Raw genomic sequence first — 17,195 nt, forward strand, 5'->3', positions numbered from 1 at the left:
GATGAGTAATTCTAATCAACAACAAGAGCAGATTAATATTGAGTTGGATGAAAAAATTGCAGAAGGAATTTATTCCAACTTAGCAATAATTAATCACTCATCATCAGAGTTTGTTTTAGATTTTGTAAGTATCATGCCAGGTATTCCTAAAGCAAAGGTGAAATCAAGAATCGTCTTGACGCCGCAACATGCTAAAAGATTGCTGAAAGCAATTGGAGAAAATATTCATCGTTTTGAAGTCGCTCATGGCGAAATAAAAGACACTGAACAAGCTCCGATTCCGCTTAATTTTGGTCCTGCGGGACAAGCATAATATTTTTAAAAGGCTCCAGAAATGGAGCCTTTTTTATTGATAAGCTATACTTGAATGAGACAAATTGTTGATGCTTTTCAATTTTTTAAAATTTGACACACACGTTATTCGAAATGATTTTTCAACTGTATACAAATTAAATATAAGTTTGTACATCCTTTTTAATTTAGCACTTACCAATAAGTGTTAAATTAACTATTGTACTATTCATTCAGTTAATACTTAGATATTGCCCGGGTTCTCCCATATCGTACCGCTCTAAATTTCGGTGTTTATGTAGTGTGACAACATTAATTCACTACTAAATCTTCGGTGTAAACAACAAATTTGTACTTTAAACGATTATAATGGCGCTTCATCGAAAATATTTCTAGATGGCTTATGAATAATATACTTTCGCACTCGAAATAGATAAATAAATTCTGTTTACACTATAAAAACGAAACGTAATGAAATATTTTTCTTTAAAAGCAAATAAGAAAGTCGCATTGAATGGCTTCATGTTATTTGTTTTTATCTTAGTATCTAATACTTTTACTTTTGCACAAACTACGAAAAATCTAGCTGATATAAACACAATTGAAGTAACAGATAGTGCTACCAGACAGGATAATGTTTCAACAGTTTCTACTTCAAATACTATGAACTTTGTATTATGGTTTATGGGTTCTAAACAAGATCCAAACAGTACAATATATTCTGAAGGAACAAATACCAAAAAACAAGTTATTACTTCAGGAACAGCACCAAATCGTTTGTTAATCAAAGCTTTTTTGAAAAAAGCAGTGAACTTGGAGAGTATGGTCGCTTAATGCAAATCCATTTTTAAAAGACATAAAAAAAACGCTAATTTTTAAGTTAGCGTTTTTTTTGTGCAGTTTTTTTACTTTAATTTTTAAAAAACATATTGTCATCCAAAAATTATTTTTTTTACTTAAAACTATTCAAATTCCGAAGTAAAATATAATTTCACATTTGGGTACTTATTTTGCGTCATTTGAATCGTAAAATCAGAATCAGCTAAAAATACTAATTGTCCGTATTTATCATGCGCCAAGAATTTTTGTTTGATTCTTCTAAATTCTTTAAATTCTTCACTTTTTAGATCGTTTGGTTTTACCCAACATGCTTTATGCACGGGAAAGTTTTCATAGGTACATTTGGCGCCATATTCATGTTCTAAACGATATTGGATAACCTCATATTGAAGTGCACCAACTGTTCCAATGATTTTTCTGTTGTTCATTTCCAAAGTGAATAATTGCGCAACACCTTCGTCCATCAACTGATCAATTCCTTTGTCCAGTTGTTTGGCTTTCATCGGATCTGCGTTATTAATATATCGGAAATGTTCGGGTGAGAAACTTGGAATTCCTTTGAAACTCATGATTTCTCCTTCCGTTAACGTATCCCCGATTTTGAAATTTCCAGTGTCATGTAAACCAACAATATCACCAGGATAGGAGATGTCGACGATTTCTTTCTTTTCAGCAAAAAAAGCATTTGGACTGGAGAATTTTAAATTCTTTTTTTGCCGTACGTGATAATACGGTTTGTTTCTTTCGAAAGTTCCAGATACAATTTTTATGAAAGCGAGACGGTCTCTGTGTTTTGGATCCATATTAGCATGGATTTTAAAAACAAATCCAGTCATTTTTTCTTCCTTAGGATTTACTAGTCGTGTTTCAGAATCTTTTGGTCTTGGTGAAGGGGCAATTTGAACAAAACAATCCAATAATTCTCTAACTCCAAAATTATTTAAAGCAGAACCAAAAAATACAGGTTGTAGTTTTCCGTCCAAATAATCCTGACGATCAAATTTTGGATATACTTCATCTATCAGTTCTAATTCTTCACGTAATCTGTCAGCAGGTTTTTGACCAATAATTTTCTCTAATTCTGGATTTTCAACATCAGAGAAAGCAATTGTTTCTTCAATATTTTTACGGCTGTCGCCACTAAATAAGTTGATATTTTGTTCCCATAAATTATAAATTCCTTGAAAATCATAACCCATTCCTATCGGGAAACTTAGCGGAGTGACCTTTAAACCCAGTTTTTGTTCCACTTCATCCATCAAGTCAAAAGCGTCTTTTCCTTCTCGGTCTAATTTATTGATGAATACAATAATAGGAATTTTTCGCATCCTACAAACGGCCACCAATTTCTCTGTTTGTTCCTCAACACCTTTGGCAACGTCAATTACAACTATAACACTATCAACAGCAGTCAAAGTTCTAAAAGTATCTTCGGCAAAATCCTTGTGTCCCGGAGTATCGAGAATGTTTATTTTCTTGTCTTTATAATTAAACGCTAAAACCGAAGTAGAAACCGAAATTCCTCTTTGGCGTTCAATTTCCATAAAGTCACTGGTAGCGCCTTTTTTTATTTTGTTGTTTTTTACAGCACCTGCTTCCTGAATTGCACCACCAAAAAGGAGGAGTTTTTCAGTAAGTGTTGTTTTTCCGGCATCAGGATGTGAGATAATCCCGAAAGTTCTTCTGCGTTGTATTTCTTCTAAAAAGCCCATATTTGTATAAATAGTTTGCAAAAGTACTATTTATAAACGCCATTTGAAAAAATTGTACAGTCTAAATGGAGTATGCGAGTTTTGTCAATTGAATTCTGTTAATTTGAGTCAAGCATCGAATGTCCAAATTTAAAACTAGAGAAAAAACGTAAGCTTACCTGTACAGACAGCCTTAATAATGTTATCGGATTACATTTTGATTGACTAAAAAGAATATCCGTTTGGTTTACACTAAATTTTTACCCGTTTTTCTGCTTGATTTGTTTGCAACCAAATTGAATTTACAATGAATTCTTTGATTTTAGCATCGAACCAATTCGTTTGAATCTATCTTTCTTGAAATGATAAGGAATTGTTAATGTAAAACATTAAAACAAGGTTTTCATTATTCCCATTTCTGCGAACAATATTTTTATCGGAATCGCTACACAAAATTGATGTTTTCCCGATAGCTTCATTACTATGAATCCGGATTAGATTGTTCATTTTTGTTTTGTTCAGCCATCCTTCGCAGTGCGATAAAATAGTGTTGGATATCCTTCATATGTCAAGATATAAACTTAAGCTAAATCTTTTTCCCATCATATCATCATGTAAACGCTTAAGATTATTAGCATCAAAGGCATCATTCATTTTTAAATAACAGGCAAAATTAAAAATTGAACTGTTGGTATTATTATACCAGTCGTTTATTATGTTGACGTTGGATTACCGCATTCGGTAACCAACAAACCACCGACGTTTGCGTTCCAGTCTTTGATAATCCAAAGAGCAAAAACTTTTGCGTAATCAAATCTCCAGCCATCAAATTTCATTGTATTTTTACACTAATTACCTACTCGGTCTGCTCTTTTCCAAAGCCCGTCTTGTATATTTGGAACTACATGTGCTTAATTTAAAAATCCTCCAAAAGCGCCTTAATCATTACTCCCATAAGAATTTTTATAAAAATTACTTCTATTTTATTTATATTTTCCAAAAACGACAGCGGTAAAATTAGTGTACGTTTGTGTTTCTATAAATGAATTGTTTTCTAATTTTCCGCCAATGTTGCGGCTCAGGACTACATTAGCGTTGACCTGGATGTTTTCCTTATATACTTTTGTGATTAAGCTTAATAACTCCTTACTGCAATCAAATCTGGTTTCTATTGATCCATTTTGATTGTAATTTCCAAAATCGAAATAATCACTCGCATCTTTACCTATAGTAACCGGTCCGTTTTGAGGTTTTGAAACTGGAGGAAGCCACATGAAACCAATACCGATATTTTGACTAGGTAATTATTTTTGAGCTAGTGGTATTCTACCACGTTCCCCACGCTGTGACATGCCAATATAAAGCTTTCGCCATAACGCCACCACGCGGATTTACCATATATTTTCCATTTGCTGTAAGGTTTGTTTGTACACGTTGCATGAACGTCCATCGTGCTTTATAATGTTTGTAACTTTAAATTGTCCAACCGCTTCTGTATAATTGGTTGTGAGATCATCATTTGAATTACACAAGTAAAGGCCTATAAGTACCGTGGTTAGTTAGTAGGGAAGCTTTTAAAATTTGTTTTTTCAAATAAAGTAATTTAGGTTAATTAATAGATGTTGGGTTTTATCAATTAAGGTAAAACATAATTAATTTGTTTCTCTTTTGTTTATGAACTTGTTTACGTTTGAAAACAAAATAAACAGTATTTACAATTGCCCTACGTTTGTTTTTTATTTTTATTTTTTGGATAAAACAGCAACTTTTTATGCATTCTTACAAGACGGTTGTCGGAACTATTTTCTTTCTTTCCGGAAACGTTGTAGTATTTACAATATTTTAAAATAAAGGGCTGTTAATGAGAATTCTGAAATCTTTTTTGAGGATTTAAAGCGTCGAGGTATTAGATTTTTAAAATTTAGGTCTTTTTTTGTGTTAAAAAGAATATTGCAAAGAGAAAATATTTGTAGTAAAATTAGAAATAACTAAAAAAAAATAGTCCAAAATTTATGCAGTCGAGATTCAAGAAACTGCAATCAGTCTCTAACTTTTTTTTCATTTAACATTCAGTATCTTGATGGTTTAGGAACTTAAGAAGTCAATAAATAAAAGCGTATATAATTTTTTGTTAATAGTAGTTAGGAAACTTGTATTGTGTAATTGAATTGCTATTTTTGTTCGTTTTAAATTTAAAGAATCAAGGAGAATTGTATTATAAAATTCAATTCCATTTTTTATTCTTAAAGTGTATATTTGCAAAAATTATTTGGTTTTTTACAAAGAGGTTAAAAGATAACGGAATAGGAATGTTTTACAATCAATACAAATTATAACAATGCCAATAAATAAAATACAAATGAAATTCATTAATAATAAAATTGCACTTACTTTTTTCCTTTTGCTTTTTACGGGCGTTATAACAAGTGCGCAAGAAATTATTAAGGACTCAGTGGTTGCCCCGATTAAAAAAATTCAGTCAACTGGAAAACAAAAAATAGACGGCGTTATTGCCACTGTTGGCGATTACATTATTTTAGATTCAGATATTGACAAGTCGTATCTTGAAATTTCAGCTGGAGGCGGATCTGTAAAAGACATTACAAGATGCCAGATGTTAGGGAAATTATTAGAAGATAAATTATATGCGCATCAGGCGATTCAGGACAGTATTGTAGTTACTGATGCCGAGGTGAAAGGTATGTTGGAAGACCGTTTGAACTACATGATAGAGAAAATCGGCTCTATGGAAAAAGTGGTGCAATTTTACAAAAAGGATTCTGAGGAAGAATTTAGAACTTATTTCTCTGATATTTTAAAGGAAGGGAAGTTGACATCAGAAATGCAAAAGAAAATTGTTGATGCTGTAGAAATTACTCCTGAAGAGGTTCGTAATTATTTCAAAACAATTCCAAAAGATGATCTTCCATTCTTTGGCGTGGAATTAGAAGTATCGCAAATTGTTGTTACTCCTAAAGTTTCTGCAGAGGACAAGCAAAAAGTGATTGACAGATTGAATGGTTTTAAAAAAGAAATAGAAGAAGGTTCCAGTTTTTCAACGAAAGCAGTTTTGTATTCGCAAGACCCAGGATCTAGGTCAAATGGGGGATTCTACAAGATGAACCGTAAAACACCATTTGTAAAAGAATTCAAAGACGTTGCTTTTAGTTTAGCAGAGGGTGAAATTTCAGCTCCTTTTGAAACGGATTTTGGGTACCACATTATTTACATAGAAAAGATAAAAGGACAAGAAGTTGAATTGCGTCATATATTATTGTCTCCAACAGTAACTGAAACGGCTCTAAATGAAGCGAAAGAAAAAGTAACTTTGATTAAAAAAAGAATCGAAGACAAGGAAATTACTTTTGCGGAAGCAGCCAGAACATTATCTGATGAAAAAGAAACAAGAGCGAATGGTGGTGCGCTAATTAATCCACAAACGCAGGATACGCGTTTTGAAATGACCAAAATGGATCCTGCATTTTACAGTCAGGTTTCTAATTTAAAAGAAAATGAAATTTCGGTTCCAATTTTAGACCAAGGAGAAGAAGGAAAGAAAAAATTCAAATTAATTACCGTAACCAACAGAATTGATGAGCATGCAGCAGATTATGCTAAAGATTACATCAAAATTAAAGAATTGGCTTTGAAAGACAAACGAATTACTGCTATTGGCAAATGGTTTGATGAGAAAATAAAAGAAACATATGTTAAAATTATTGGTGAATATAGAGATTGTACTTTTACCAATAATTGGCTTAAAAAATAGAATTCTTTTTACCCTTGAGGGTTGATTAGCAATAAAAAAGTTTTCGTTAAATAAATAAAAAGAGTTAGTTTTATGATTTCATAATGCTAACTCTTTTTAATTTTAAATACATCATACATGTCAGACGTAGCAGCAATACATAATTTAGTTCAAAAAAGGAACGAGCTGAAAAAAGAAATCGCAAAAATCATTGTAGGTCAGGATGTAGTGGTAGATCAAATCTTACTTTGTATTTTTTCTGGTGGTCATGCTTTATTGGTAGGTGTTCCCGGATTGGCTAAAACATTGATGGTAAATACGCTGGCACAAGCATTGGGACTTAATTTTAAAAGAATTCAGTTTACGCCAGATTTGATGCCTTCAGATATATTAGGAAGTGAAATATTGGATGAAAACCGTCATTTCAAATTTATAAAAGGACCTATTTTTTCGAATATTGTTCTGGCAGACGAGATTAACCGTACGCCTCCAAAAACGCAGGCTGCTTTACTAGAAGCCATGCAGGAGCGTTCCGTTACTATCGCAGGTGAAAATTATAAATTAGATTTACCTTATTTTGTTTTGGCAACTCAAAATCCTATTGAGCAGGAAGGTACTTATCCGCTGCCTGAGGCCCAATTAGATCGCTTTATGTTTGCGATAAAACTGGAATATCCTTCTTTTGCAGAAGAAGTTCAAGTGGTGAAACAAACTACTTCGGATATACAAAACACGATAAATCCTTTGTTCACTGCTCAGGAAATAATTGATTTTCAACATTTGATCCGTAGAATTCCTGTGGCTGACAATGTAATTGAATATGCGGTAACATTAGTGAGTAAGACCCGCCCTGATAATTCATTGTCAAATGAGTTTGTGAAAAATTATATCGACTGGGGAGCAGGACCGAGAGCATCGCAAAATTTGATTTTGGCAGCCAAAGCAAATGCTGCTTTTAACGGAAAATTTTCTCCGGATATAGAAGATGTTAAAGCCGTGGCAACTGGTATTTTGCGTCATCGAATTATTAAAAACTATAAAGCCGATGCCGAAGGAATTACCGAAGAAATGATCATTGATAAGTTGCTTTAATCCTTCCTAAATTAGTTGAAAGAAATCGATATAGCTAAGGGGTTTTTGAATGTTTTTAAAAGAAGTATAATTTAGATTTTGTTAAAAAAAGGATTCTAAATTGTCAATTATTTAAAATTATATCGAAAATCTATTATTTTCTCAATTTAATGCAGTGAAATCGGTTTTTTTATAATAATAATTTTTAGAAAGGTGAGTTTCATTAAATTCTTTTTAATTCTCATCTTAAATACTTAAATTTGCACTACATATAACAAACAATCCCTACACATTATGGCTTTTGATATTGAAATGATTAAAAAAGTGTACGACAACATGACAACCCGTGTTGATAAAGCACGCGAAATTGTTGGGCGTCCACTTACTTTAACAGAGAAAATTTTGTACAATCACCTTTGGGATGGAATGCCGTCTCAAGCTTTTACAAGGGGTGCAGATTATGTTGATTTTGCACCAGACAGAGTTGCTTGTCAAGATGCAACGGCTCAAATGGCATTGTTGCAATTCATGCATGCCGGAAAATCTAAAGTGGCTGTTCCTACGACGGTGCATTGTGATCACTTGATTCAAGCTAAAGTTGATGCTGTAACCGATTTGGCCAGAGCAAAAACGCAAAGTAATGAAGTGTTTGAATTTCTTTCGTCAGTATCAAATAAGTACGGAATTGGTTTCTGGAAACCAGGAGCAGGTATTATTCACCAAGTGGTTCTTGAAAATTATGCTTTTCCAGGTGGAATGATGATTGGTACCGATTCTCACACTGTAAATGCAGGTGGTTTAGGAATGGTAGCAATTGGTGTAGGTGGTGCTGATGCTGTTGATGTTATGTCGGGAATGGCTTGGGAATTAAAGTTCCCTAAATTAATTGGAGTAAAATTGACTGGAAAACTTTCAGGTTGGACAGCTCCAAAAGACGTAATCCTTAAAGTCGCAGGAATTCTTACTGTAAAAGGTGGAACAGGAGCTATCGTTGAATATTTTGGTGAAGGAGCTACTTCTATGTCTTGTACTGGAAAAGGAACTATCTGTAATATGGGTGCCGAAATTGGTGCTACCACTTCTACATTTGGTTATGACGATTCTATGAGCCGTTATTTACGTTCAACGAACAGAGCTGATGTTGCTGATGCAGCTGATAAAATTGCTCCTTACTTAACAGGTGATGCTGAAGTATATGCGAATCCAGAATTGTATTTTGATCAAGTTATCGAAATCAACTTGGACGAATTAGAGCCTCATTTAAACGGTCCTTATACGCCAGATTTAGCGACTCCAATTTCTAAAATGAAAGAGGAAGCAATCAAAAACAACTGGCCTTTGAAAATCGAAGTTGGTTTGATTGGTTCTTGTACGAACTCTTCTTACGAGGATATCGCTCGTGCAGCTTCTTTGGCTAAACAAGTTACCGATAAAAATTTAAAAATAAAATCTCAATTTACCATTACTCCAGGTTCTGAAGTAGTGCGTTATACGATAGAACGTGACGGATTTATCGATATTTTCGATAAAATGGGAGCAACTGTTTTTGCCAACGCTTGCGGACCATGTATCGGAATGTGGGACAGAGAAGGAGCTGAAAAAGAAGAACGCAACACAATCGTTCACTCTTTCAACCGTAACTTCTCAAAACGTGCTGATGGGAATCCAAATACGTTGGCTTTTGTAGGTTCACCTGAGTTGGTAACCGCTTTAGCAATTGCTGGAGATCTAGGTTTCAATCCATTGACAGATACGTTAATCAATGAAAATGGAGAAGAAGTAAAACTGGACGCTCCAACAGGAAATGAATTGCCTCCAAAAGGTTTTGATGCTGAAGACCCAGGTTTTCAAGCTCCAGCCGAAGACGGTTCAGGTATTCAGGTTACAGTGAGCGAAACTTCTGAAAGATTGCAATTGTTAGCTCCTTTCTTGCCTTGGGATGGAAAAAACATCACAAATGCTAAATTGCTTATCAAAGCTTTCGGAAAATGTACAACAGATCACATTTCTATGGCTGGACCATGGTTGCGTTTCCGTGGACATTTAGATAATATTTCTAATAATATGTTGATTGGTGCTATCAATGCATTCAACCAAAAACCAAATACAGTTAAAAATCAGTTGACTGGTACTTATGATGCAGTTCCTGCTGTAGCACGTGCTTACAAAGCAGCTGGCGTTCCTTCAATTGTTGTTGGAGATCATAACTACGGGGAAGGATCTTCCCGTGAGCATGCCGCAATGGAACCTCGTTTCTTAGGTGTGAAAGCTGTATTGGTAAAATCATTTGCTCGTATCCATGAAACAAACCTTAAAAAACAAGGTCTTTTAGGATTGACGTTTGCTACCGAAGCAGATTATGATAAAATTCAGGAAGATGATACGATCAACTTCACTGATTTAATTGATTTTGCTCCAGGAAAACCATTAACATTAGAATTCATTCACGCTGATGGAACTAAAGATATTATTTTGGCAAACCACACGTATAATGAAGGGCAAATCGGTTGGTTCGTTGCTGGTTCAGCATTAAACTTGATTGCTGCTGCTGGAAAAGCATAAGCATTTAAATAATTTATTTTTAAAACTCTCAAGGAAACTTGGGAGTTTTTTGTTTCAATTGCAATTTATTTTAGGAGCTATTTCCTGCTCACCGTTTCAAGCTTTTTCGCTCAATTGCTTTTTTCCAAGATAAATAAAGAGCTTCTTTCAGTCGCTTTTTTTTCTCAGGAAAAATAAGCAATTCTGCTTCATAAGGCTTTCCACTTTTATCAGGGCTAAGCCGGAACTAAAAATTCACCTATAAATCACAATTGTACAAAAAAAATGATTTTTCAATAGAGAATAGTTTTCAATTGAAAATGATTAGAATTAATCAAAAAAAGAAGCGAATAAATGAAAATAACGTTAAAAGTAAAAAAAAAAGAGCGTTTTTTGATATTATAGTTTAAATTAGCAATCAAGAAAAATAAAATTATTATTGAAATTTTATTGAATTGGTATATTAATCGATTCTGTTCCTATAATTTATTTTCTGCGCAAACATAATTACAATTGTCTTGCGTTATGTTGTAAATTGCTTTTGCAATTTTAACAAAAAAATCAACAAAATAATAAAACGCACATATTACTTCCCTCTTTTTACAAAAGAGATTAAGATTTTTTATGTTTTATAGAATAAAATAATAAAAGTGCAAGCCTAAGCGAAATTTAATAATTATATCCCGAAATCGCTAGGAAGAATACAATGGGGTAAGTAATTTGAAATAAATGAATATGAGTTTAAGAGTAATAGTAACATTAATTTTTTTAAATAGTATCGTTCTTTTTTCACAGGAAAAAACCACAAAACACACTATAACAAAAGGGGAAACAATATCGAGTATCGCTGAGAAATATGAAGTTAAACAAAGCGCTATTTTTAAATTAAATCCCAATGCCAAGAAGCTTTTAAAACTCAATTCTGTTTTATTAATTCCCATTGCTTCCACAAAAAAGACTACTGATAAAACCAAGATTGCAATAAAACATTCCGCTAAAGAACACGAAGTTCAACCCAAAGAAACCCTTTACGGAATCGCAAAACAATACGGAATCTCCGTTAAAGAATTAAACCAAGTCAATCCGACACTCGCTTCTTCAGAATTAAAAATTGGTCAAAAAATAAATATTCCCGACAACGCTATTGTGACGGAAGCCAAAACTTCAGCAGTTGCAAAACAAACCGAAACCAAAAAAGAATTAGCTACTGCTTCTTTATCAGTCGAAACTCCAACTTCAAGTCCAGAAACATCTACTTGGGAAGTGTTGCCAAAAGAAACCAAGTATTCCATCACAAAAAAATACGGAATCACGATTAAGGAATTTGATAAAGCGAATCCGGGAATAGGAGTAAAAGCGCTTAGAGTTGGTCAGAAAATTAATATTCCGGGACCTTTTTTAGAAAGCACTAAAATAGTTTTAGCAGCACAAGAATCTAAAGAATTTCCTGAAATTACTTCAAAAATTGTTGCTACACTTCCAGCAATTACGCCAAAATTAGAAGAAGCTTTAGTTTCAAAATCTTCCGATTTGCAGCAAACAGTAACTAATTTAGTTTCTCAAAACGAAACATCTCAAAATAATTTATCACAGACAATTATCCGTGAGGTGCTACCTAAAGAAACTAAATATGCTATCGCAAAACAATACGGAATTACAGTTCAGGAATTAGAAAAACAAAATCCTGAAGTCAAAAACAATCTTCCGGTAGGTTACACATTGAATATCCGAGCAAATAATATAATTAGCAATAACGATGCAATTGTAAGTGCGGATTCAAGAAATAGTACAACCTTAGAAATTTCCAAAATCGATTTTAATAATTCAGTTACTCCTACGTTCAGTCATGAATTTTTAGACCAGTTGATAGAACGTGCGTCTGAAAATATAGGTTCACGGTACCGCACAGGTGGAACTACAAAATCTGGATTTGACTGCTCTGGTTTAATGTGTACTACTTTTGGAGCATTTGATATTAAATTACCAAGAACATCTCGTGAACAATCCAGTATTGGTACTGTAGTTAATACGCAAGAAGCTAAAAAAGGTGATTTGATTTTCTTTAAAACAAATGGCAGAAATCGGATTAATCATGTAGGAATGGTAGTTGAAGTTTGTGAAGATGAAATTAAATTCATTCACTCCTCGGTGAGTAATGGAGTTATTATTTCTTCCACAAAAGAAAAATATTATCAAAAAAATTTCTCTCAAATCAACAGAGTATTACAATAATTTTTCAAAAATTTGACAATTTACTTACAAAAACCCTCCAACATTTAGCCCGTTTTTGTTTATTTATATTTTTATTTCTCCCTCAGTTCCACTTATATAATTATTGCCTGTTGCAACAGAGGCAGCCATTTTTAGAAAATTAATCATTTGATTACCGTCCGTGTCCCAATAGTAAGCACTCGTCGGTTTTACTTTTATGAGAGAAATGTTAGGGTCATTTTTACCATCTTTAAACCATATATTTACTACTGGAGACCAAAGTTCCTCTATTTTTTCACGGTCAGTTGTAATTGTCGCTTCACCATTCACAACCATATAACTTCCTTTGCCAGGATGTGCAAAAAACAATTGAACATTAGAATCTTGCTCTACTTCTTTGTTTTTATCGCTGTCTTTTTGGCTGAAAAACCAAATATTCCCTTCATCACATACTTTTACGGCTCCCATTGGTCTGGTGGTTGCTCCATCATTAGTTTTGAGATTGGTACAAAAAAGACAGGTATTGATTTCCTCAACCAGACTTCTAAGTTTTTCTATTCCTTCAACTGTGTGCTCATTTGCTTTATCACTCATGATCCTGATTTTTATTTTTATGGAAATACATTTTAAATTTGTTTTACGAAGTTAAGAGACAAAACAGCAAAATCTATTACATAATTTAATACAAAAGTTTCATTTTTCGCAGATTTTTTATTGAAAAAAAGTTGTGAGCGCGAATTGAAATGCTTAAAAATGGTAGTATGGGACGATGTTAATAGTTTTGAAAAAAAATATATTATTTCTCATCGCTATTAATCTCAATCCAGTATCCATCAGGATCCTGAAGGTAGATTTGTTTGATCCCATCCGCGCGAACAGTGATTTTATAAAGTGTTCCCGGCCAGTCAGAATACATAATATTTTGGGATTTCAATACTTGTATCAATGAATCAAAATGAGTGACTTTAAAAGCCAAATGAACCGCTTTGTTTATAGTAACGGGTTCTTTAATAGTAGAAACAAGGTGCAATTCTTTTCCCTCTCCTAAAGAAACCCATCGAATGCCTTCCTTTTTGGTACCGTTGGTAATTTCTGAAAGTTTCAAAACATTTTTATAAAACGCAACTGATTTTTCCAGATTTTTTACTGAAAGCGCCATGTGATCTAATTTTAAAGTAAAGTTATCTTGACTTTGTCCCCAAAGGTTTCCGGTACAAATGCAGGCGAATAATACAGGGATTAAAAATTTTGTTTTCATGTTATTAAATTATAATTAAGTGGTTTTATTATTTGCTTTTTTACATTAAATTATTTCGCTTAAATTTTATTTTCGATCAGTAATCACACTTTAGCAATTACGGCCTTTATTGTTTTAACCCAGTCTTCTTTATCGCCAGTATTCGTATCTATAGCTACGCTATTATTGTTGTACGGTTTATACATGTTTATATTTTGACGTGAAAAAAGTCCAATTGTAGGTGTTTTTGCAGCACTAGCTAAATGCATTATTCCGCTGTCCGCACCAATAAAAAGTATAGTGTTCGCAATTACGGAGGCAATTTCTCGAACATCTTTACTGTAAAAAGTAGTTGCCTTAAAATCTATTTGTGAAATATTTTCAACTGGTAAGATTTCAATAATATTATAATCTTGGTATTCTGTTTTCAATCGTTCGTAAAATTCTTCCCACCAAGTAGTTGAATAGCATTTATCAGAAGTTGCATAAGTAAATATACAAATGGTTTCTTTCTCATTTTTAGTAAGGCCTTTTACTATATTTTGACCTTCATTTATTTCCGAAACAGTCAATTTTAGGTCTAAGGATGGTACAGGATTTTCATTTTCAGGAAAACCTAATTTGGTTAAAAAGCTTCTGAATTCATAAACGGGATATTTTGCAATGTGCTCATAATCGTTGTATTTCAATGGCATGTTTTCATCCACTTCTCCAAAAAATTTGTATTTGGCGTCAGCAAATTGTGCCGATAATCGCCCGGATGATGAGTTTTTATCTACATTTATGACGATGTCATATTTTTGCTTTTTAATTTTTAGCCAAACCTTAAAATAATCAATTAAGTCTTTAAAAGGTTTTTTGGGAAGTTCAATTATGTAATTGATGTTCGTGTAATTTTTAAATACAATTGGCGCTAAACCACCTTTTACAAACAAGTCAATTTTACAGTCCGGAAAAGTTGTGATTACATCTTGTACCAGTGGCGTAATGAGTAATAAATTGCCCAGCCTGTGATTAGGTCTGGATATTAAAACCCTTTTTATCTCGATTTTTTGAGTTAAATCTATTTTGTAATTTTTTTGTGAACTGCCAATGTTTTTGGTTAATCCATGTGTTACAATTCTTCGAAATACATTTACTTTTTTTAAGATACTCATGCTTATAAAATAGGATTTACAATTGATTTTTTTTGTTTAAAAATGAATCTGATGATGATTGTTACTGCTTTTAGCTTTAAAGTATATTCACAATCTAAGGTGTACTTCGTCTCGACAAATGTACAATATACATCGAAATATCGTGGTTTGCGTCCTTTATTATAATCCAATCTTGTGTGCCGCTGAAAAACATTTCGTTTGAATGACTAGAACATACAAAATTTAGCAAAAGGTACGCGATAGGATTCTTGTGCATATAGGCGCTTGCGAAATTCTTTTTATTTTTTCGTCAAAGTAAATTTTCCACCGCCTTGTTCTAAAATCATCTGCTTTTCATTTGGTTTAAATTCTAATTTTATTCCTGCCGTTATAAATTCGAAACTATCTTTTTCAGTAGGTTCTAGTGGAAAGGCAGATTGACCTGTTGCTTGTGCAAAAAGTTTAGTATTTTCTTTTGTGATTGTAATTTTCATCGGAAATCCGGAATCTGAATATTCTCCTAAATATGGGTCTAAATCCTCGCTTTTCAGCGCAATAGTTTTAAAAGTCGGAATTGTAAATGGTTTGTTGTAATATGCACTTAAAGCGGCAATCATAATGTCATTATTGTCGTAAGTTTTGCCGTTAGAGGTTAAAGCAACAGCTAGTTTGTCTTCTGGAAAATAAGATAAAGTCGATCTGAATTCATCAATTCCTCCGGTATGACCAAAGCTTTTCTTGTCATAAAACGGATACTGGAAAATCCCCATTCCGTAGTTTTCTTGTAAGGCTGTCATTTGCTTCAAACTACTTTCGGTGATTATGGCGTTGGCGAAAAGCTTTTCAATAAACAGCGTCAAATCTTGTGGGTTAGAAACCACTGCGCCAGCTCCCATTGGGATTGACATATCGGTTTCCGTTTCTTTTACCCATTTTTCAGAAAAAGAATACGAATTGCTTTCGTTGTTTTGAATGTTAATTTTACCTCCAATATAGGTGTTTTTTAAGCCTAAGGGTTTTACAATTTTGTCGTTCAAAATAGTTTTAAATGGCTTTTTGTATATTTTCTCAAGAATGTAACTCAATAAAACATAATTGGAGTTGCTGTAATCGGCTTTGCTGTTAGGCTCAAAAATACTTTTCCCTTTGGCAATTATTTCCACCATTTCTTTTTCAGATTTTGGTTGGGTGTTGTAGTTCATGTATTCCGGCGCATTGGTAAAATTATAAATGCCGCTTCGGTGGTTTAATAAATTACTAATGGTTATTTTATTTGCATTTTCAATGTTTGGGAAAAAAGTTTCGATAGTTTGTTTCAACGATAGTTTTTTATCTTCGATGGCTTTGAACACTAATGCTGAAGTAAACATTTTTGAAATCGAACCCACACGGTATTTTGACAAATTACTTGCTTTTTTATTGCTTTCTATATCATCCATTCCAATGGATTTCGAATAAAGTAGCGTTCCGTTTTGTGATACGGCAATGCTGCCCATAAATTTATCTTTGGCCTCCAAAATCTGAAATAAACTGTCCAGTTTGGCGATGTTCATTTTTTGAGCATAGCTTGTAGTAATTAGAAATCCTAAAAACAGGGTGATTGCGATTTTGTTTTTCATGAGAGTTTGATTAATGAATTGATTTAAAGCTCTAAAAATAGTCAATTATTTGTTTAGTAATTTGATTATATAGGCTGATTGTTGGTAAAAAAACGAGTGTATTTCTGAGCAACCGTGCCAAGTCAAATTTCCTAGGTTTCGGGTTATGCAAAATAGAATTAATGTAAATTACGATTGAAAACCATAAAAAAAGCGCAGCAATGCAAAATGGTCCTGAAATATTTTGCAATCTTTGAACTTTAAAAATAAATAAATAGCATTATGAGCAAGACTAAACTAACAATCAATCGCAATGGTTCTATAAAAATAGAAGGCGATTTCGAAATAACAGACTGCGAAGGAAAAACGTACGGATTAGAAGGAAGAACGGCTTTAGGTCTCTGCCGTTGTGGATTGTCGGCAAACAAACCTTTTTGCGATGGTTCCCACCGTAACGGTTTTGAGCATGAATCAGCTGCATTTGACTTGCCACCAGTAAAAACGAAGTAAAATCGTTTTCTGATTCGAATAATTAAGAAAAGCTAAATCATTACGGATTTAGCTTTTTTTTTTGGTCTTTAATTTTGGTTTAACGTTCCGCAAATATGTGCTATTGCGGCGTATGGAAATAGTTTTCTCCACTAACGAAAAAGAGGTTAAGAAAATAAAAGTTCCCGAACCGAAATCGTAGCAATTGCGATTATTAGCTGTTGCACGCAACGAAGCATCCATGTAAAAGCAGTAAATTGAGCCTCAAAATAAATACTAACTGCAGTATAGTTTTTACTGTCTGCCAATACTTTAATGATATGAGTGCTCAAATTACTACTA

Annotated in this window: 15 protein-coding genes; 7 read left to right on the forward strand and 8 right to left on the reverse strand. The window is 33.2% G+C overall.

All coding sequences use genetic code 11. The annotated features are described in order from the left end of the window. Nucleotide 1 precedes the first annotated feature (1 nt). Both ACP7AV_RS05630 and ACP7AV_RS05635 read left to right on the forward strand, forming a co-directional pair. Nucleotides 2-313 (forward strand): DUF3467 domain-containing protein, encoded by a 312-nt coding sequence (locus ACP7AV_RS05630; protein WP_073354716.1) that lies wholly within the window; start codon nucleotides 2-4, stop codon nucleotides 311-313. A 449-nt stretch (nucleotides 314-762) separates the two neighbouring features. After that, a complete protein-coding gene (locus ACP7AV_RS05635) occupies nucleotides 763-1,125 on the forward strand; it encodes a hypothetical protein (protein ID WP_426091093.1) in 363 nt (120 codons plus the stop codon). Between the two features lie 128 nt (nucleotides 1,126-1,253). On the opposite strand, the gene ACP7AV_RS05640 is transcribed toward ACP7AV_RS05635, so the two are convergent. The 4 genes from ACP7AV_RS05640 to ACP7AV_RS05655 all read right to left on the reverse strand — a co-directional run bounded on the left by ACP7AV_RS05640 (nucleotide 1,254) and on the right by ACP7AV_RS05655 (nucleotide 4,096). Further along, nucleotides 1,254-2,843, reverse strand: a complete 1,590-nt coding sequence (locus ACP7AV_RS05640; protein ID WP_426091094.1) for a peptide chain release factor 3 — start codon at nucleotides 2,841-2,843, stop codon at nucleotides 1,254-1,256. Nucleotides 2,844-3,170: 327 nt separating this feature from the next. Beyond that, nucleotides 3,171-3,329: a hypothetical protein gene (locus ACP7AV_RS05645; protein ID WP_426064042.1), complete on the reverse strand. Its 159-nt coding sequence runs from the start codon at nucleotides 3,327-3,329 to the stop codon at nucleotides 3,171-3,173. A gap of 206 nt (nucleotides 3,330-3,535) precedes the next feature. After that, complete coding sequence (locus tag ACP7AV_RS05650; RefSeq protein ID WP_426064401.1) at nucleotides 3,536-3,658, reverse strand: hypothetical protein; 123 nt, start codon at nucleotides 3,656-3,658, stop codon at nucleotides 3,536-3,538. A gap of 147 nt (nucleotides 3,659-3,805) precedes the next feature. Next, nucleotides 3,806-4,096 (reverse strand): hypothetical protein, encoded by a 291-nt coding sequence (locus ACP7AV_RS05655; RefSeq protein ID WP_426091095.1) that lies wholly within the window; start codon nucleotides 4,094-4,096, stop codon nucleotides 3,806-3,808. A 1,064-nt stretch (nucleotides 4,097-5,160) separates the two neighbouring features. On the opposite strand from ACP7AV_RS05655, the gene ACP7AV_RS05660 reads away from it, so the two are divergent. The 4 genes from ACP7AV_RS05660 (at nucleotide 5,161) to ACP7AV_RS05675 (ending at nucleotide 12,414) form a co-directional block, all read left to right on the forward strand. Beyond that, entirely contained in the window at nucleotides 5,161-6,591 is a 1,431-nt protein-coding gene (locus tag ACP7AV_RS05660; protein WP_426091096.1) for a peptidylprolyl isomerase, read from the forward strand. Nucleotides 6,592-6,708: 117 nt separating this feature from the next. Then, nucleotides 6,709-7,662: an AAA family ATPase gene (locus ACP7AV_RS05665; protein WP_426064398.1), complete on the forward strand. Its 954-nt coding sequence runs from the start codon at nucleotides 6,709-6,711 to the stop codon at nucleotides 7,660-7,662. 273 nt (nucleotides 7,663-7,935) lie between these two features. After that, nucleotides 7,936-10,203 (forward strand): aconitate hydratase, encoded by a 2,268-nt coding sequence (locus ACP7AV_RS05670; protein ID WP_426091097.1) that lies wholly within the window; start codon nucleotides 7,936-7,938, stop codon nucleotides 10,201-10,203. Nucleotides 10,204-10,917: 714 nt separating this feature from the next. Next, on the forward strand, nucleotides 10,918-12,414 hold the full coding sequence (locus tag ACP7AV_RS05675) for a LysM peptidoglycan-binding domain-containing protein (RefSeq protein WP_426091098.1): 1,497 nt from the start codon (nucleotides 10,918-10,920) through the stop codon (nucleotides 12,412-12,414). A 63-nt stretch (nucleotides 12,415-12,477) separates the two neighbouring features. Here the strand turns inward: ACP7AV_RS05675 and ACP7AV_RS05680 are convergent, their stop codons facing one another. From ACP7AV_RS05680 to ACP7AV_RS05695, 4 genes are all read right to left on the reverse strand, one after another. Then, the gene (locus ACP7AV_RS05680) at nucleotides 12,478-12,987 is read right to left on the reverse strand and encodes a pyridoxamine 5'-phosphate oxidase family protein (protein ID WP_426091099.1); all 510 of its coding nucleotides are present in this window, start codon (nucleotides 12,985-12,987) and stop codon (nucleotides 12,478-12,480) included. 202 nt (nucleotides 12,988-13,189) lie between these two features. Continuing rightward, nucleotides 13,190-13,651 carry a VOC family protein gene (locus ACP7AV_RS05685; protein ID WP_426091100.1) on the reverse strand — a complete coding sequence of 154 codons (462 nt, stop codon included), beginning with the start codon at nucleotides 13,649-13,651 and terminating at the stop codon, nucleotides 13,190-13,192. Between the two features lie 83 nt (nucleotides 13,652-13,734). Then, on the reverse strand, nucleotides 13,735-14,787 hold the full coding sequence (locus ACP7AV_RS05690; protein ID WP_426091101.1) for a glycosyltransferase family 9 protein: 1,053 nt from the start codon (nucleotides 14,785-14,787) through the stop codon (nucleotides 13,735-13,737). Nucleotides 14,788-15,065: 278 nt separating this feature from the next. Then, nucleotides 15,066-16,385: a serine hydrolase domain-containing protein gene (locus tag ACP7AV_RS05695; protein WP_426091102.1), complete on the reverse strand. Its 1,320-nt coding sequence runs from the start codon at nucleotides 16,383-16,385 to the stop codon at nucleotides 15,066-15,068. Between the two features lie 261 nt (nucleotides 16,386-16,646). Here ACP7AV_RS05695 and ACP7AV_RS05700 point away from each other — a divergent pair, with 261 nt between their 5' ends. Next, nucleotides 16,647-16,874, forward strand: a complete 228-nt coding sequence (locus ACP7AV_RS05700; RefSeq protein WP_113665273.1) for a CDGSH iron-sulfur domain-containing protein — start codon at nucleotides 16,647-16,649, stop codon at nucleotides 16,872-16,874. Nucleotides 16,875-17,195: the final 321 nt, after the last annotated feature.

It is taken from the genome of Flavobacterium sp. DSR3-2, from assembly GCF_049896525.1.
Lineage (GTDB): Bacteria > Bacteroidota > Bacteroidia > Flavobacteriales > Flavobacteriaceae > Flavobacterium.

Bases quoted from the DNA above. Each gene is read 5' to 3' on its own strand.
- ACP7AV_RS05630 (WP_073354716.1), top strand. From the start codon at position 2: ATGAGTAATTCTAATCAACAACAAGAGCAGATTAATATTGAGTTGGAT.
- ACP7AV_RS05635 (WP_426091093.1), top strand. From the start codon at position 763: ATGAAATATTTTTCTTTAAAAGCAAATAAGAAAGTCGCATTGAATGGC.
- ACP7AV_RS05640 (WP_426091094.1), bottom strand. From the start codon at position 2,843: ATGGGCTTTTTAGAAGAAATACAACGCAGAAGAACTTTCGGGATTATC.
- ACP7AV_RS05645 (WP_426064042.1), bottom strand. From the start codon at position 3,329: ATGAACAATCTAATCCGGATTCATAGTAATGAAGCTATCGGGAAAACA.
- ACP7AV_RS05650 (WP_426064401.1), bottom strand. From the start codon at position 3,658: ATGAAATTTGATGGCTGGAGATTTGATTACGCAAAAGTTTTTGCTCTT.
- ACP7AV_RS05655 (WP_426091095.1), bottom strand. From the start codon at position 4,096: ATGTGGCTTCCTCCAGTTTCAAAACCTCAAAACGGACCGGTTACTATA.
- ACP7AV_RS05660 (WP_426091096.1), top strand. From the start codon at position 5,161: ATGCCAATAAATAAAATACAAATGAAATTCATTAATAATAAAATTGCA.
- ACP7AV_RS05665 (WP_426064398.1), top strand. From the start codon at position 6,709: ATGTCAGACGTAGCAGCAATACATAATTTAGTTCAAAAAAGGAACGAG.
- ACP7AV_RS05670 (WP_426091097.1), top strand. From the start codon at position 7,936: ATGGCTTTTGATATTGAAATGATTAAAAAAGTGTACGACAACATGACA.
- ACP7AV_RS05675 (WP_426091098.1), top strand. From the start codon at position 10,918: ATGAGTTTAAGAGTAATAGTAACATTAATTTTTTTAAATAGTATCGTT.
- ACP7AV_RS05680 (WP_426091099.1), bottom strand. From the start codon at position 12,987: ATGAGTGATAAAGCAAATGAGCACACAGTTGAAGGAATAGAAAAACTT.
- ACP7AV_RS05685 (WP_426091100.1), bottom strand. From the start codon at position 13,651: ATGAAAACAAAATTTTTAATCCCTGTATTATTCGCCTGCATTTGTACC.
- ACP7AV_RS05690 (WP_426091101.1), bottom strand. From the start codon at position 14,787: ATGAGTATCTTAAAAAAAGTAAATGTATTTCGAAGAATTGTAACACAT.
- ACP7AV_RS05695 (WP_426091102.1), bottom strand. From the start codon at position 16,385: ATGAAAAACAAAATCGCAATCACCCTGTTTTTAGGATTTCTAATTACT.
- ACP7AV_RS05700 (WP_113665273.1), top strand. From the start codon at position 16,647: ATGAGCAAGACTAAACTAACAATCAATCGCAATGGTTCTATAAAAATA.